The sequence below is a fragment of the Erythrobacter sp. HA7-11 genome, assembly GCF_055693605.1.
The window spans coordinates 838,087-853,710 of sequence record NZ_JBVFUF010000002.1; the positions used below are offsets into that span (position 1 = coordinate 838,087).

General features: G+C 59.7%; 11 protein-coding genes, 1 tRNA gene and 2 pseudogenes. 8 read left to right on the forward strand and 6 right to left on the reverse strand.

Features of this window, described 5'->3' with window-relative positions; all coding sequences use genetic code 11:
• Positions 1–175 precede the first annotated feature (175 nt).
• Positions 176–646 (forward strand): preQ(1) synthase, encoded by a 471-nt coding sequence (gene queF / locus ACZ1GU_RS04335; protein WP_472648711.1) that lies wholly within the window; start codon positions 176–178, stop codon positions 644–646.
• 225 nt (positions 647–871) lie between these two features.
• The gene (locus tag ACZ1GU_RS04340; RefSeq protein ID WP_472646858.1) at positions 872–3,931 is read left to right on the forward strand and encodes a YadA-like family protein; all 3,060 of its coding nucleotides are present in this window, start codon (positions 872–874) and stop codon (positions 3,929–3,931) included.
• A 75-nt stretch (positions 3,932–4,006) separates the two neighbouring features.
• Here the strand turns inward: ACZ1GU_RS04340 and ACZ1GU_RS04345 are convergent.
• Positions 4,007–4,082, reverse strand: a tRNA-Thr gene (locus tag ACZ1GU_RS04345).
• A 174-nt stretch (positions 4,083–4,256) separates the two neighbouring features.
• Here ACZ1GU_RS04345 and ACZ1GU_RS04350 point away from each other — a divergent pair.
• Positions 4,257–4,667 (forward strand): TM2 domain-containing protein, encoded by a 411-nt coding sequence (locus ACZ1GU_RS04350; protein ID WP_472646859.1) that lies wholly within the window; start codon positions 4,257–4,259, stop codon positions 4,665–4,667.
• A gap of 12 nt (positions 4,668–4,679) precedes the next feature.
• Here the strand turns inward: ACZ1GU_RS04350 and ACZ1GU_RS04355 are convergent, their stop codons facing one another.
• From ACZ1GU_RS04355 to ACZ1GU_RS04365, 3 genes are read right to left on the reverse strand one after another with little or no spacing between them, the layout of a single operon-like run.
• Positions 4,680–5,564 carry a hypothetical protein gene (locus tag ACZ1GU_RS04355; protein WP_472646860.1) on the reverse strand — a complete coding sequence of 295 codons (885 nt, stop codon included), beginning with the start codon at positions 5,562–5,564 and terminating at the stop codon, positions 4,680–4,682.
• Between the two features lie 10 nt (positions 5,565–5,574).
• Positions 5,575–6,336, reverse strand: a complete 762-nt coding sequence (locus tag ACZ1GU_RS04360; protein ID WP_472646861.1) for a hypothetical protein — start codon at positions 6,334–6,336, stop codon at positions 5,575–5,577.
• Entirely contained in the window at positions 6,297–7,622 is a 1,326-nt protein-coding gene (locus ACZ1GU_RS04365; RefSeq protein ID WP_472646862.1) for a replication-associated recombination protein A, read from the reverse strand. The genes ACZ1GU_RS04360 and ACZ1GU_RS04365 overlap by 40 nt, the downstream gene beginning before the upstream one ends.
• Positions 7,623–7,734: 112 nt before the next feature.
• On the opposite strand from ACZ1GU_RS04365, the gene ACZ1GU_RS04370 reads away from it, so the two are divergent.
• A complete protein-coding gene (locus tag ACZ1GU_RS04370; RefSeq protein ID WP_472646863.1) occupies positions 7,735–8,418 on the forward strand; it encodes a PadR family transcriptional regulator in 684 nt (227 codons plus the stop codon).
• 97 nt (positions 8,419–8,515) lie between these two features.
• Positions 8,516–8,968 (forward strand): hypothetical protein, encoded by a 453-nt coding sequence (locus ACZ1GU_RS04375; protein ID WP_472646864.1) that lies wholly within the window; start codon positions 8,516–8,518, stop codon positions 8,966–8,968.
• A 5-nt stretch (positions 8,969–8,973) separates the two neighbouring features.
• On the opposite strand, the pseudogene ACZ1GU_RS04380 reads toward ACZ1GU_RS04375, so the two are convergent.
• Positions 8,974–10,168: pseudogene (locus ACZ1GU_RS04380) on the reverse strand (glycosyltransferase family 4 protein).
• A gap of 180 nt (positions 10,169–10,348) precedes the next feature.
• Between ACZ1GU_RS04380 and ACZ1GU_RS04385 the strand changes: the two are divergent.
• The 3 genes and pseudogenes from ACZ1GU_RS04385 (at position 10,349) to ACZ1GU_RS04395 (ending at position 14,481) form a co-directional block, all read left to right on the forward strand.
• Positions 10,349–11,503, forward strand: a complete 1,155-nt coding sequence (locus ACZ1GU_RS04385) for a phosphoserine transaminase (RefSeq protein WP_472646865.1) — start codon at positions 10,349–10,351, stop codon at positions 11,501–11,503.
• A 101-nt stretch (positions 11,504–11,604) separates the two neighbouring features.
• The gene (gene serA / locus ACZ1GU_RS04390; protein WP_472646866.1) at positions 11,605–13,188 is read left to right on the forward strand and encodes a phosphoglycerate dehydrogenase; all 1,584 of its coding nucleotides are present in this window, start codon (positions 11,605–11,607) and stop codon (positions 13,186–13,188) included.
• A gap of 170 nt (positions 13,189–13,358) precedes the next feature.
• Positions 13,359–14,481: pseudogene (locus ACZ1GU_RS04395) on the forward strand (ATP phosphoribosyltransferase regulatory subunit).
• On the opposite strand, the gene ACZ1GU_RS04400 reads toward ACZ1GU_RS04395, so the two are convergent.
• Positions 14,478–15,515 carry an alpha/beta hydrolase gene (locus tag ACZ1GU_RS04400; protein WP_472646867.1) on the reverse strand — a complete coding sequence of 346 codons (1,038 nt, stop codon included), beginning with the start codon at positions 15,513–15,515 and terminating at the stop codon, positions 14,478–14,480. The pseudogene ACZ1GU_RS04395 and the gene ACZ1GU_RS04400 overlap by 4 nt on opposite strands.
• Between the last annotated feature and the right edge of the window lie 109 nt (positions 15,516–15,624).

Below are 15,624 nucleotides of genomic sequence, written 5' to 3' on the forward strand. Positions count from 1 at the left end.
AAAAGTCGGTGGCGGTGGGACATTGTCTTCTAAGCGGTGTTTCAATCTAGGGTGTTGGGTGCGAAACGCGGTTTGCAATAGCAAAACTTACACTCGCGGACTTGTCTTACGAGTTAACGGCGCGGCGTCCAGCGTGCGGCTTGCAAAGGGCGCGCTTTCGCGGCAACAGCGCGGCATGGAAACCACACCCGAAAACCCTGCCGCGCCCGCCTTTTTGGGCAAAGACACGCCTTTGCCGAATTCTCCTGAAGAGGCAGTGCTCGATTACGTGCCAAATCCGCGCAAAGGCGCGCTTTTTCTGGTTCGCTTTGCCGCGCCTGAGTTCACCTCGCTGTGCCCGGTGACCAACCAGCCCGATTTTGCGCATTTGGTGATCGACTACGCGCCAGGAGAGACGATTGTGGAATCGAAGAGCTTGAAGCTCTTTCTCGGATCATTCCGCAATCACAATGGCTTCCATGAAGATGTGACGGTCGGCATCGGCCAGCGTCTGAACGAGGAGATGAAGCCGAAATGGCTGCGCATTGGCGGCTACTGGTATCCGCGCGGCGGCATCCCGATTGACGTGTTCTGGCAGAGCGGCCCTGCGCCAGAGGGTTTGTGGGTGCCCGATCAGGGCGTTCAACCCTATCGCGGGCGGGGGTAGGGCGCGCCGTATCGCCGGACTATCCGCGGGACGGATGGCTCCCGACCTCGCGCAGATGATGGCTCCCGACGTTGCGCAGATACAATGAGCCGGCGCGCTTATGGCTTTGCTGACGTCAGGGGCAGGAGTCGCATCTTTTTCTATTGAGAACTCAACAGGCAGTCTCGTTTATCTGGATTGACTGCGATACCCCAACATAAGTTTTTGGACTGAAGGGGTAATTCTATGAAAAATGCACTGCTGCTGTCGACTACGCTGTCACTGGGAGCGATCGGTGTTTTGCTGATAGCGCCGCAAGAGGTGCGCGCAGATGATTGTATACTAGACACTAATAATAATGGCGTCTCAGACGTCCTCGATGACGATTCATTTGCAAATTCAAATGGTCAAGACAACAGCCTGGCTTGCGGGGACTTCGCGGACGCAACGGGCACCAATGCGACCGCAATTGGTGCACGAACGACAGCGACGGGTTCGAATTCAACCGCTCTTGGTTATGAGGCAGTCGCTAACCAGAACAATACGACCGCATTGGGCCATTCGGCAGACGCGACCGCAAGTTTGGCAACCGCAGTTGGCGCATTTGCCAATGCCGGCGAAGTTTCGAGCGTTGCGGTGGGGGCGCTGTCGAGCGCGACCCAGTTGTCATCGACAGCAGTGGGTGGAAGCGCAACTGCAACGGCATTTGATGCGACAGCCATTGGTAACTTGTCGAATGCATCTGGACAGGATGCGACTGCTGTTGGTTCCGGCGCGCAAGCGGGCGCTTTCGCGACATCGCTTGGCCGTCTTGCTATCGCGAGTGCTAGTGAAGCGGTAGCTGTCGGGCAGGGGAGTGATGCAACCGGGGCCGCGGCCATTGCGCTCGGCACGGATGCCCAGGCGACGGCCACTGCCGCGATTTCCTTGGGACGTCAGGCAAACGCTTCTTCAGGCGATGCCATTGCGATTGGACGTGCAGGCGCCGCAAGTCAGAGCGGCGCGATCTCATTCGGAGCATTTGCCGGTGCCTCTGCCAGCGATGCGATTGCGATCGGGAGAAGCTCGGCTTCCGGCGGCACGGGTAGCGTAGCGGTTGGTAACGGATCGCTGGCTGCCGGAGGAAATTCGATTGCAATCGGCCAAGGTGCCAATGCGCAAGGTATGCCTGGTGTATCAGTCGTCGCCATCGGTGCAGGAGCGACAGCATCAGGAGGACTCGACGTCGCAGTTGGAGTCGGGGCGAGCGCGCAAGGTATGAACACGCTGGCGGTCGGAAGCAGCGCAAGCACGACCGGGTTTGAGGCCACCGCGATCGGCACGAGCGCCAATGCTTCGGCTAATGGTTCGGTTGCGCTCGGCAGTGGATCAATTGCTGATGAGGCCAACACCGTTTCCGTAGGTAGCCAGTTTGCGACACGCCGCATCACCAATGTCACAGATGGTGTAGCCAATACAGACGCCGCCACAGTGGGTCAGTTGAACACGGCGATTTCCGCCGTAAACTCCGCTGCCAGCGCGGCGCAGGCGGATGCGACACAGGCTTTGGCTGATGCTGCTGCGGCCCAGGCGACGGCGGATACGAACACGACGGCGATTGCCTCAAACGCGACCGACATTGCGAACAATACGGCCGCAATCGCTGCCAACACTTCCAGTATAGATACGAACACAGTTGCTATCTCAGCACTCCAAGGGGATTCTGCGAAACTTGCTTTCGTCGCGATCAATTCGTCCTCCGGCCAAGCCGGAGCGGACGGGACGGACGCGATTGCGATTGGCTTTGATGCATTTGCCGGCAATGTGAACAGCGTTGCGATTGGCGCAGATGCCAATGCCGAAGGCGACCGCGCAGCCGCGTTCGGCAATCTGGCGCGGGCCGATGCGGCTGATGCGGTGGCCATCGGTGCGCTCGCTAGTGCTAATGGACAGTTTGCAACCGCGTTGGGCCACGATGCAGCTGCTCCTGGAAACACTTCGACTGCCTTAGGCGCGCGGTCCACCACTGGGGGCATCCAATCAACTGCCGTAGGAGCATTTTCCGAAGCCACTGCCAATGCTGCAGTGGCTCTCGGTTCATTTTCCGACGCGACAGGGAGCTTCGCGGTCGCCTTGGGTTCTCAAGCAGTTGCATCGACAGATCGAAGCATTGCGCTAGGCACGGGCAGCAATGCTGCTGGAATTGAGTCTACTTCAATTGGATTTCAATCCTCCGCATCCGGTGTCCGCAGCGTAGCGATCGGTTCTGGTGACGTAAACAATGCTGGGTCCGGCGCATCGGCGACGGGGACTCAGGCAATTGCGCTTGGCGCTGCTTCATCGGCTGCTGGGATTAACTCGTTGGCGTTTGGTGCGGGGTCGGTTTCAACTGGTGCGGCTTCCATCGCCATTGGCGGTGACGGAGCGGATGGCGATGTGCTGGGTGCGCAGGCTTCTGCAGCTCGGGCTAGTGCTTTTGGTGCAGACGCTTTGGCGCAAGGCGAAGATGCAACGGCGATCGGCAGCGGGACCCGTGCTGGCGCTTTGCGAAGCGCAGCCTTTGGTCGTGGTTCGAGGGCGCTTGCAACGAGTTCGACGGCGGTCGGCGACACTGCCTTTGCTCTGGGCGGACGCGCCACAGCGATTGGTCAGCGCGCGCTCGCAAGTGGCGGTCGGTCTACTGCGGTAGGCTTTGACACCGAGGCCGGCGCAAATGCGACCGCGGTCGGTGATACGGCTCTGGCAAACGGTGTTGGCTCGACAGCGGTCGGCTTCCGCGCAACTGTCACGCACGCCAATTCGACGGCGGTCGGCGCGAATGCGACTACAACAGCTGACAGCCAGGTAACCCTTGGAGGCACGGGCTCAAGTGTTCGCATCGGCGACATTGATGCGAGCACCGCTGCCCAGGTCGGTCCGGTTGATGCGGTCACGGTCGATGCCAATGGCACGCTGGGACGTCAGAGCGTGGCCACCGCTGCGTCGGTTGATAATGTCCGCGTGGCGCTCAACGCCTTCTCGCAAGTCTCGACCGCGCAGTTCGATGCGCTGAGCGGACGGGTAAGCACCTTGTTCGATCTCACCGAGACGATCGACAAGGATGCGCAGCGCGGCATTGCCTCGATCGCTGCTCAGGCCAACCCGCACTTCCCGAGCGAAGCGGGCAAGACCAGCTATGCCAGCAATGTTGCAACCTATCGCGGCGAGGTTGGTGTCTCAGCTGGTCTGATGCACCGGTTCGACGGGGACTTCGCCATCACCGCTGGTGTCACATATGCAGGCGGCAACTCAACCAGCGTTAGAGCAGGCATCGCGGGAGAGTTCTGATCGGTTGAAAAGCACGGGCGGGGCGTTCCTGGTTGAACGTCTCGCTCACGCGTCACACGAATTTTGGGGAGTGAATGGTGCCGGCTGCAGGAGTCGAACCCGCGGCCTGATGATTACAAATCAACTGCTCTACCAACTGAGCTAAGCCGGCCCGTTTCAAGACGAGACGCCCACTAAGCGAAAGCATCGCTGCTCTCAAGAGAAAATATCCCGCTTTGCAATGGTCGCACACCGAGTGTTGTTTGCGCTTTGTCGATCAGCGTCCAGGATCGCTTGATCTGCCCACAATGTCTGTCCTACCACGTCTTGAACTTAGGGACGGAAAATGGACGAATACACGCACAAGCAAATGATGTTTGAAGAGAACGAGAAGTCGGTTCTCGTCGCCTATTTGCTGTGGTTGTTCTTCGGCATGTTCAGCGTTCACCGGTTCTATGCTGGCAAGACCAAGTCGGGCGTGGTTCGGCTTATCATGCTGCTGATTCCGATCATCGGTTGGGCGCTTCTTTTGCTATTATGGATCGCTGACCTGTTTCTGATCCCATCGATGGTGGGCGAGCAAAACCTCAAGACGATCAATCTCATCAATGCGGCTTCGAGCCCGTCTGGAGATGGCAAGAAACAGCCGCGTCAGGCGCTGACCGCAGCAGATCGCAAGCGTGAGGCTATGCTCGAAGACTTGCGGCAGACCGGCTACCGCAAAGAGCGCAGCGACAAGTCGTATCTCTATAGGTGAGCGCTGCGAAAACTAAAGCGCGCCGAAGGTCCAGCCTTCTGTCCGCGCAATCTCAGCCGTGAGCGTGCGCGGCTCCCATCGCCGCTCTTCCTTGTGAACCTTGCGCAGCCAAGCCGCCGTCAGCAGCGCGTCGGACGAATGATCGTCCACTTCGCCAGTCTGGTCTATCGGCGCGCTGCCGAGCGCCTCCAGTGCTGCATTTAGATCGGCATAGGTCAGGAACTTCGTCCGCGCGCCCAGATCCGCTGCCTCTTTCGAAGCTAGCCCGGTGTAAATCTCGACCAGCAGCGAGCCCAGCTTAGGAATCGGCTGCACCGGCCAGACCGGCAGATGCCCTTTCAAGTGGTGCAGCATTCGCATCCCAGTGAGCGAACTTTTGCCGACCTGCGCCGCGCCGACGAGGTTGAAATTGCTCACCGGGCGACATTTCTGAGCGCGCTGCGCGGTTTCGGCCTGGCGAAAGCGGCCTTCGCGGCTGACTGCGTCGGGCAAGTGAAAGCGGTCGCCAACGTGCTCTTTGCTGTGGCGGAAGTAACGCGCGGCCTCTGGATGCGCGAGAAAACTGTGTGCGCCCAGATGCGGGTCGCCTGCGCAAATCTCGTCGATCAGCGCCCATAGACCGTTCGCATGGCGCGGGCTGCGATCCCAGCCGGGAAAATACGCACCCGCATCCTCGAACGGCAGGCTGATGCCGAGGTCGATCCCGACCAAAGTGCTGCGCGGAAGATCATGTTTGAGGATGTCGAGCACATCGATCCGCGACCAGCCTCGCGCCGGCGGTTCGACAAGTACGGGTGGCCCGCCTTTCGCATCTGCGAGTGCGAGCGCGATGCCCTTATGCCGCTCACCCTTGGCGCCCGACCAGTCGATCGCGAGGAAGTGATCGAAATCACGCATTCTTTGCGTCCTACCGCTGCGCTGCTTGAGGACGCAGAACGCTCCCCGTGCAGCTATCGCCTGCGCGCAGTTTCCAGCCATCGCGGGCGCGGGACACATAGCGGTCGCGCGGATATTCTGCGAGCTTTCGCCAATCCACCACGCGATCATAAGGGACTGCTGAGAGATGCAGGCACCCCTCATTTTCCCATTTATCGATCCGCCAATCGGCCATCGTCGGCAGGTTGGTGTCGACATGAACCGGGCTCATACCGCTGGTAAACGTGCGCCAGACTGCAAAGCCTTCAAGCCCGCCCCATCCTGCATCCGAAAATTGCACAGCGGCAAAGTGACCACTTGTCGGCGAGAAAACTGGTCTCGCGCCGGTATCCGTGCTGCTGCCGGTGCCTGCAGTGTCGATCAGTGTGTAGCCACCCGCTTCATAACCGTTCCATTCATAGCCCAGGAAGCGGTCGTCCAATTTCTCGAAGGCGTCCGCGTTAATTGCCCATGTGGTTTCGACACAATGCACCGATCCCAGCTGGGTTCTGACCGCGAGCCAGTGCATCGACATATCTGCGAAGCCTGCCCATTCGGGTGGCAGCGCAAGCTCGGTATCACGTTCGAGCGTCGCATCGTCCAGAACAGGCCTTTTGGGGCATGCTTTGTTGGCGTCAGGGGGTAGGGTTTCCGTCTGAGCATGTGCAGGTGCAGCGATACCGCAAGCGAGGACGACTGGAAGCGCGAATTTGATCATTGCCCGTGCAGCTCCGCCCGTCTCTTGTCCCACCATTGCATTCGTTCCCTCACTTTGCGCTCAAACCCGCGCTCGACAGGTTCGTAATAGGTTTGCGGCTCCATGTCTTCGGGCCAGTAATTGTCGCCTGAAAACCCGCCGTCGCTGTTGTGGTCGTAGGAATACCCCTCGCCATAGCCGATATCCTTCATCAGCTTGGTCGGCGCGTTGAGGATGTTTTGTGGCGGCATGAGGCTGCCGGTCTCGCGCGCCGATTTGAAGGCGGATTTTTGCGCAGCATAGGCGGCGTTCGATTTGGGTGCGGTGGCGCAGTACAGGCAGGCCTGGACGATAGCGAGTTCGCCTTCAGGACTGCCGAGGAATTCATAGGCGTCTTTGGCCGCGAGGCATTGGATGAGCGCTTGCGGATCGGCGAGACCGATATCCTCGCTCGCGAACCGGACCAGGCGGCGCAGCACATAGAGCGGTTCTTCGCCAGCGGTAAGCATCCGCGCGAGGTAGTAGAGCGAGGCCTGCGGGTCTGAACCGCGCAGGCTTTTGTGGAGCGCGCTGATAAGATTGTAATGCCCCTCGCGGTCCTTGTCATAGACCGCGACGCGGCGCTGCAGGAACTGGCCGAGCGCTGACAGGTCAAGCGGCTCTGAAAGGCTCGCATTATAGAGCGTTTCGGCTTGGCCGAGGAGGAAGCGGCCATCGCCATCCGCGCTCGCGATCAGGGCGGCGCGTGCCTCTTCGGTAAGTGGCAGCGGTCCTTCCAGAGCCTCGGCGCGGGTGAGCAACGCTTCGAGCGCATCGTGGCTCAACCGTTCGAGGATCAACACTTGGCTGCGGCTGAGGAGAGCTGCGTTCAGCTCAAAGCTCGGGTTTTCGGTGGTCGCCCCGACGAGCGTGACCGTACCGCGCTCGACAAAGGGCAAAAACCCGTCCTGCTGCGCGCGATTGAAGCGGTGGATCTCATCCACGAACAGGAGCGTGCGCTGGCCCGCGCTCGCCATCTTGTCAGCTTCGGCAAAGGCCTTCTTGAGGTCGGCGACGCCTGAAAAGACCGCGCTGATCGAAACGAACCGCATTCCGACAGCTGCGGCGAGAAGGCGCGCAATGCTGGTCTTACCCGTGCCCGGAGGCCCCCAGAGGATCATGCTGGAAAGCTTGCCCGCCGCAACCATGCGCCCAATCGCGCCGGTCGGCCCGGTCAGGTGCTCTTGCCCAATTACATCATCCAGCGCACGCGGTCGCAACCGGTCGGCGAGTGGCGCATCGTCCCTCGGTTCATCATTGCGCGCGTCCTGCGGCGGGGCGTCATTTCCAAACAAATCTGACATTCGTCTGGCCTGATACGACGCTGGTCGGAAAATGCCATCCACCTCTTGTAACGAGTGTTCTATGATATATCTTAAGCGCATTAAGAGTTATCGAAAACACAGGAGTGCTCCTATGACTTGGCAAAAACGACGCGGTGGAAACTGGAACGGCAATTGGAACAATCTTGGCCCGCTGGTCGCGATGTTTGCAGCTTCGGCGAGCGAATGGGACAACGCTAGCTCGCGGCGTCGGCGCGATGAAGATGGATCGTGGCAGGATGGCTCGCGTCGGCGCAAGCGCCGGGGCCGGATGTTCGCGCAAGGTGAATTGCGCCTCGCGCTGCTGGCGTTGATCGATGAAGAGCCGCGCCACGGATACGAGTTGATCAAGGCGATCGAGGAAATGACGGCGGGCGGCTATGCGCCAAGCCCGGGTGCAGTTTATCCAACGCTGCAAATGCTCGAAGAAGAAGGGCTGATCAAACCGGCGAAAGCGAAAGCGAAGGCTGGGGCGAAGAGCAAAGCCAAGAACGAGGACAGCGAGACAAGCGCGAAGAAACCTTTCAATGTGACCAAAGCGGGTAAGGCCGAACTGGCTGAGCGCGAGGAAGAGGTCGAAAAGCTGATGGGGCGCCTCAACGAACACGGCGATCGCGCTGAGAAGGTAAAAGAGCGTTCACCCGATCTGTTCCGCGCGATGGGCAACCTCGGCTCTGTGCTGAAAAACCGCGCGCGTGCCGGCAAGCTCGATCAGAATGCGATCAATGAAATCGTTGATATCATTGATGAAGTGGCTAAGCGCATCGAGAGAATGTAACGTGAGCGTGCTGACTGGCTAGACCGTCAGCGCCCCATGTTGCAGAAATCGCAACGCGTGATAATCTCCCTCTCATAGCTGCCCGAGAAGAGACAGCATGGGAGGGATTTTTATGGACGAATTGGGTAAGAAGAACACGCCTTGGCATCTTTGGGTGGTCGGTGCAGTCAGCCTGCTTTGGAATCTTGGCGGTGTGGCGAGCTACACCATGACAAAACTGGCTGCGCTTGAAGGGTCGGGAATGCCGACCGAACAGCTTACCTATTATTACAGCTTTCCTGCGTGGGCGACGGCATTTTGGGCGCTCGGCGTTTGGGGATGCTTCTTTGGTTCTGCCGCTTTGCTGCTGCGCAGCCGATATGCAGTTTGGCTGTTCGGAATTTCGATTGTCGGACTAGTCGGCACGACCGTCTACCAGCGCATGTTTTCTGAGATGCCGGAGACGCTCCAAACCATGGGTCACAACCTTTTCGCACTCGCGATTTGGGTCATCACGATCGGCCTGTTTTTCTACGCGCGGCGTCAAGTTCAAAACGGCGTGCTGATTTAAGCGAGCTAGGCCGCGGCTTCTTCCGCGGCCATTTCTTCGGCGATGATCGCCTGACGTTCTTCGACGAGCCGAACATAAATATCCGCGACCACGCGGTTGATCGCTTCCCAGCTGTATTCGCGGCTTTTGGCTTCGCCCGCAGCGCCGTGGCGCGCGCGCAAATCATCATTCGTGCAATAGGGTGCGAGCGCCTCTGCAAAGGCCTTGGGATCGCCCGGTGGCACCAGCCTGCCAGTCTCCCATTCATCGACCAGGCTTGAGGCGCCGGTGGCGCCTGCCGCGACCACGGGAAGGCCACTCGCCATCGCTTCAAGCGTCACATTACCGAAAGTCTCGGTGATCGAGGGGTTGAAGAACACATCTCCGCTCGCCAGCGCTCGGCCAAGGTCAGCGCCGGTCTGAAACCCTGCAAAAATGCCGCCAGGTAGCGCCTCTTCGAACCAGCCACGCGCCGGTCCGTCGCCGATCACCAAAACCTTGTGCGGAGCCTGCAATTTGCGCAGCTCAATAATACTATCGGCGAAGACATCCAGACCCTTTTCCATCACCAGTCGACCGAGGAAAACGATCGCAATATCATCGTCTTCAAGACCGAGGCTGCGCCGCCATACCATATCGCGCTTAGAAGGATCGAAGATCGTGCGGTCGACTCCGCGCGTCCAAAGCCCGATATCGTCATGCATCTTTTGCGCGAGCAGCTCGTCAATCATGCTTTGCGAAGGCGCTACCAGCGCATCGCAGCGATTGTAAAAGCGCCGAAGCATCATCACCACCAGCGGCTCCAGAAACGCCATCTTGTAATAGCGCGGATAGGTTTCAAACCGTGTGTGGACGGATGACAATACGGGGATGTCGTGATCCTGCGCCCAGCGCAGAGCCGCATGGCCCGATGGGTCGGGCGAGGACAGATGCACGATATTGGGCTTGAACTTGTCGAGGTCGCGGCGGACTTTTGAATTGAGGCCGGTTGGCAGGCGATACTCACCGCGCCCCTTTACCGGCATGCGCCAGCTGGGAAGGCTGACAAGGTCGCCGGTTGGCTCAAAGTCTGGCTCTGCAACGGTAGGAGAATAGACGCGCACGTGCCGCGCCCAGGCCGAGCAGTGAGCCAACGAGGCGATTGAGCGCCTGGTTCGCCCCGTCGCGGGTGTAGTTATAATTGCCGCTAAAAAGCGCAATGCGAAGATCGGATATTTCCATTGCGCGCCGACATAGATTGTTGCGCGAGCATTTGCGAGAAAAGTTTATGTGGCAAGCGATGCATTGCGCACTCCACCGCAAATCGCACAATACAAATTGACTCCTTGCAGCTTATCTCTAGTGCCGCGCGTGGGCCACGCGGTCCCAACGCCGCGCGTGCTCTCTGTAAGGAGAGAATACATGACTAACGAACCAGCGCTCAAACCTGAGCGTCCCTTTTTCTCGTCCGGTCCCACGGCCAAATTCCCCGGCTGGTCGGCGAGCAATCTCAAAACCGAAGCTCTAGGACGGTCGCACCGTTCCGCCACGGGCAAAGCGCGTTTGAAATACGCGATTGACCTCTCAAAAGAAATGCTGGGCGTACCCGAGGATTACCTCGTCGGCATCATGCCTGCCTCTGACACAGGCGCTCTTGAATGCGCTATGTGGACCATGCTTGGCGCAGGTCCTGCGACGGTCGCGGCTTGGGAAAGCTTCGGCAATGTCTGGATTCAGGACGCAGTGAAGCAGCTGAAACTGCCAAACCTGCAAGTCCTTGATGCCGATTATGGTGAGATCCCCGATCTGCACTCGATCCCTCAGGAAAACGACGTTGTTTTCACCTGGAATGGGACGACCTCGGGTGCGAAGATTCCGAACACGGATTGGCTTGAGCCGGGCCGCAAGGGCGTGACGATCAACGATGCCACCAGCGCGATCTTTGCGCAGGAAATGGATTGGGCGAAGCTCGATGCAACGACCTATTCCTGGCAGAAAGTCATGGGCTCTGAAGCGCAGCACGGCATGCTGATTCTCTCACCCAAAGCGGTGGAACGGATTGAAAGCTATGATCCCGAATGGCCGCTACCCAAGCTTTTCCGCCTGAAGAAGGGCGATAAAATCAATCGCGGCATCTTTGAAGGTGCCACGATCAACACGCCGTCGCTCTTGGCGACCGAAGATTACATCGCGGCGCTCGAATGGGCACAGTCGCTTGGCGGGCGGAAAGCGATGTTTGAGCGGGCCGATGCGAACGCGAAGATCGTCACAGATTGGATCGAGGCGACCCCATGGCTCAAGAACATGGTGTCCGATCCATCCAAGCGCACCAATACCGGCGTGTGCATGAAGTTTACCGGCGACTGGTACGAAGGCCTTTCGGCTGAAGATCAGGCCGCTGTGCCCAAGAAAATCGTCAAACTGCTCGAAGAGCGCGACGTGGGCTATGACTTCAATGGCTATCGCGATGCACCGCCATCTTTGCGCATTTGGTGCGGCGGCACGGTCGAGCAGGAGGATTTGAAACGCCTCTTGCCATGGATCGAATGGGCCTACGAGACCGTGAAGAACGGCTGATTTCGGCTGGCGGCCTGAGATCTGCGGGCCGCCGCCTCACCTCCAAATTTGAAAGTGGACAAGCGCCTTAGGATTTGTGCGCGCCCTGACAGGAATTTATCATGACCAGACCAAAAGTACTCATCTCCGACAAGATGGACCCAAACGCTGCGCGCATTTTCGAAGAGCGCGGCTGCGATGTCGATGTGATCACCGGCGAGACGCCGGAAGAGCTGATTGCACGCATCGGCGAGTATGATGGCCTCGCCATCCGTAGCTCGACCACCGTCACCCCTGCCGTTCTGGACGCGGCGACAAATCTGAAAGTCATTGGCCGAGCCGGAATCGGCGTCGATAATGTCGATATCCCCTACGCTAGCGGCAAAGGCGTGGTGGTGATGAACACCCCGTTCGGCAACTCGATCACCACGGCAGAGCACGCGATTGCAATGATCATGGCGCTCGCACGGCAAATCCCGGCGGCGAACACCCGCACGCAGGCGGGCGAATGGCCGAAGAAGGATTTCATGGGCGTCGAAGTCACCGGCAAGACGCTCGGCCTGATCGGTGCGGGCAACATCGGCGCGATCGTCGCCAGCCGCGCGCTTGGTCTGAAAATGAAGGTGATCGCCTACGATCCATTCCTGACTGAAGACCGCGCGATTGAACTGGGCGTAGAGAAAGTCGATCTCGATACGCTGTTGAGCCGCGCAGACTTTGTCTCGCTGCACACCCCGCTGACCGACCAGACGCGCAATATCCTTAGCCGAGAGCGGCTGGAGAATGCCAAGCCCGGTATCCGCATTGTGAACTGCGCGCGCGGCGGGTTGATCGACGAAGCGGCATTGAAGGATTGCTTGGAGAGCGGTCAGGTGGCTGCAGCTGCGCTCGACGTGTTTGCGGAAGAGCCTGCGAAGGAGAATCCGCTATTCGGCGCGCCGAACTTTATCTGCACGCCGCACCTCGGCGCATCCACCACCGAAGCGCAGGTCAATGTCGCGCTTCAGGTGGCCGAACAAATGAGCGATTACCTCGTCAATGGCGGCGTCACCAACGCGCTCAATATGCCATCGCTTTCGGCAGAAGAAGCGCCAAAGCTCAAACCGTACATGGCGCTCGCTGAAAAGCTTGGGTCTCTCGTCGGTCAGCTTGCCCACGGCAATCTCACGAAGATCAGCATTGAGCGTGAAGGCGCGGCGGCTGAGCTCAATGGCAAGCCGATCACCGGCGCGGTGCTGGCGGGCTTCATGCGCCGGTATTCTGACACGGTGAACATGGTCAACGCACCCTACCTTGCCAAGGAACGCGGCCTAGATGTCAGCGAAGTGCGCCACGAACGCGAGGGCGCGTACAACACTCTGATCCGCGTCTCGGTTGAAACCGAGCAAGGCACACGCTCGGTCGCGGGCACATTGTTCGGCTCAGGCGCACCGCGCCTGGTCGAGATCTTCGGCATCGGTATCGAAGCCGATCTCGATGGTCACATGCTCTACATCGTCAACGACGACGCGCCGGGCTTCATTGGCCGGATCGGGACGCTGCTCGGCAGCCACGGCATCAATATTGGCACCTTTAACCTTGGCCGCCGCGAGGCCGGGGGCGAGGCAGTGCTGCTGCTGAGCCTCGACGATGCGATCTCCGGTGATGTGATCGCGGAGGCCGAAGAGGTCGAAGGTGTGAAGATGGTCAAAGCGCTTCAGTTTTGAGCGTCTTAGTCTCTCGCGCCAGTCGGCCCATCAAAGTATGGGCCGACGCCTCCGAGGGGCGGCCTTCCGGTACGACGGGCGCTTGCCCTTGCGGCTCGTGACCGAGCCGATAAATTTCCGTGCGCTCCGGGCTTGACCCGGAGCCGCTATCGCCGCAGGCGGCTCTCGCAATGACACAACCAAACGATCTCCTGACTGCCGATCTTCTACCAGAGGGTCTATCTGACCGTCTGCCGCAATCCGCCGCCCGGATCACCCGCGTTATGCGCGCGTGCCTCGATGCGGTGCAGTCGCATGGATACGACCGGGTGCGCCCGCCGCTGCTCGAATTTGAGCGTTCGCTGGCAAGCCGGATGGAAGGCGTGAAGACGCTCAATGCGTTCCGCTTTGTCGATCCCAACAGCCTGCGCACGCTGGCTTTGCGTAGCGATATCACCCCGCAGATCGAGCCGGATTGCCGCGACCAGCATGGCAGGCGCTCCGCGTCCGCTGCGCCTCGCCTATTGCGGCGACACCGCAATGATCCGCGCCAGCCAGCTCGATCCTGCGCGTGAACGCCTGCAATTGGGTGCCGAGCTGATCGGATCGGACAGCGCCGAGGCCGCCGGAGAATTGGTTGCGCTGGCGGTCGAGGCGCTCCAAGCCGCAGGGCTTAATGGCATTTCGGTCGATTTCACACTGCCCGACCTGGTCGACACTTTGGCAGTGAAGGCCATGCCTCTTTCTGAAGATCAGATCGACGCAGTGCGGCGCGAGCTCGACACCAAGGATGCGGGCGGGCTGAGGGAAGCGGGCGGCGAGGCCTATCTGCCGCTGCTCTATGCTACCGGAGACTTCGCTGCCGCGCGAGACAAGCTGTGCGCGATTGACGCTGGCGGAGCGCTCACCAGCCGGATCAGAGGGCTGGAAGCCATCGCTGCAAGGATAGGAGCAAAGGCGCGGATTACGCTCGATCCGACCGAGCGCCACGGCTTTGAATATCAAAGCTGGTTCGGCTTCACCATCTATGCTGACGGCGTACGCGGTGCTGCGGGCCGGGGCGGCACATACCGCATCGGCGGAACGGACGAAGCCGCGACCGGCTTCACGCTCTATGTCGATGCCATGGCTGAGGCCGCGCCCGAGCAACAAACGACAAATACACTTTACCTGCCCTTGGGGCACGACGAAGATGTGGCCGCACGCCTGCGCGCCATCGGCTGGCGCACTGTAGCGCAGCTAAGCGAGGGCGAGGATGCCAAAGCGCTCGGCTGCACGCACCGGCTGAGCGGCAAGGAAACCGTCGCGCTTTAGTTGAAGAGCTTGGCTAAGAACTGATCGACCTTAGCTGTGGCGTCATCTCCGCTCACACCGATATTCTGATTGAGTTGCCGGTGATCGGTATTCTCTATCGCTACGGCTTCCGCATCCGCGCCCGCGCTGGTCAACTTTCTTGCTAGCAACCGGGATTGGCTCTCTGAGCGTTCGCGTCCCGCAACGTGCAAAATCAGCCAATTGGGCGCGTCGGGTCCGCCAACGTGGGTCGCTGGTGACAATGCGGATTGCCGTGCCGGATCATCGCCAAATACCCGGCTGTACAGGATCGCGGCTTGACCGTTGGCGCTCGCCATATTCCGCGAGATATCATAGCCCGCCCCATCCAGCAGCACTGCTCCTTTGATCGCCCCGAACGCATCACCTGCATATTGCGGATCGGTGCTGACCAAGGCAGCGAGATGCGCGCCCGCGCTGTGCCCCATCAGCACGATGCGATCAGGATCAAAGCCTAGCGTGCCTGCCTCGCTGCGCAATTTGGCAATTGCGGTGCCGATGTCCAGCGCCTGCTGTTCTACGGGCGCATCGGGCATCAAACGGTATCCTGTGGCTGCGAAAGCATAGCCCTCGGACGTGAAGTGCGATGGCTTTTGCGCGACCGACACCTTGTGGTCGCCAAAGCTCCATCCGCCGCCGTGCACGAACAGGATCAGGGGTGGAGCGGTGTCTGTATTGCTGGGTGCGTAAAAATCGATGGTTTGGCGCTCGTGCGCTCCGTAACTGAGCGTGTTCGTTGGCGTGATTGCGCTGTTTGCCCGAGCGGCCCGCATGCTGCGATCTGCGCCGTTTCTCGAGCCTCGGCGGGCCTGCATGCGCTCGCGCAATTCGGATCGGCAGGCAGACGACAGCTCCGTGTAGCTTTCCTGCAAGCAGCTGCGCATCTTTGTTCGGTCCGTGCCGCACAGTTTCACAATCTGCTGACGGCATTCGCGCGGCAAACGATCTTGCGCGGTCGCAATATGGGTCAGACCAAGGGCGGCGAGCGTAGTTGCAGCTATGGCGATGGTGCGCATTTATGTTCTCCTTGCCAGGCATGATCCCCGTATCATCGGCGCAGGTCCAGTCGCGCTTTGTCGCAAAATGTCGCGTTTCTGTTTTGCGCACTCGCATCCGCGAGCGCGA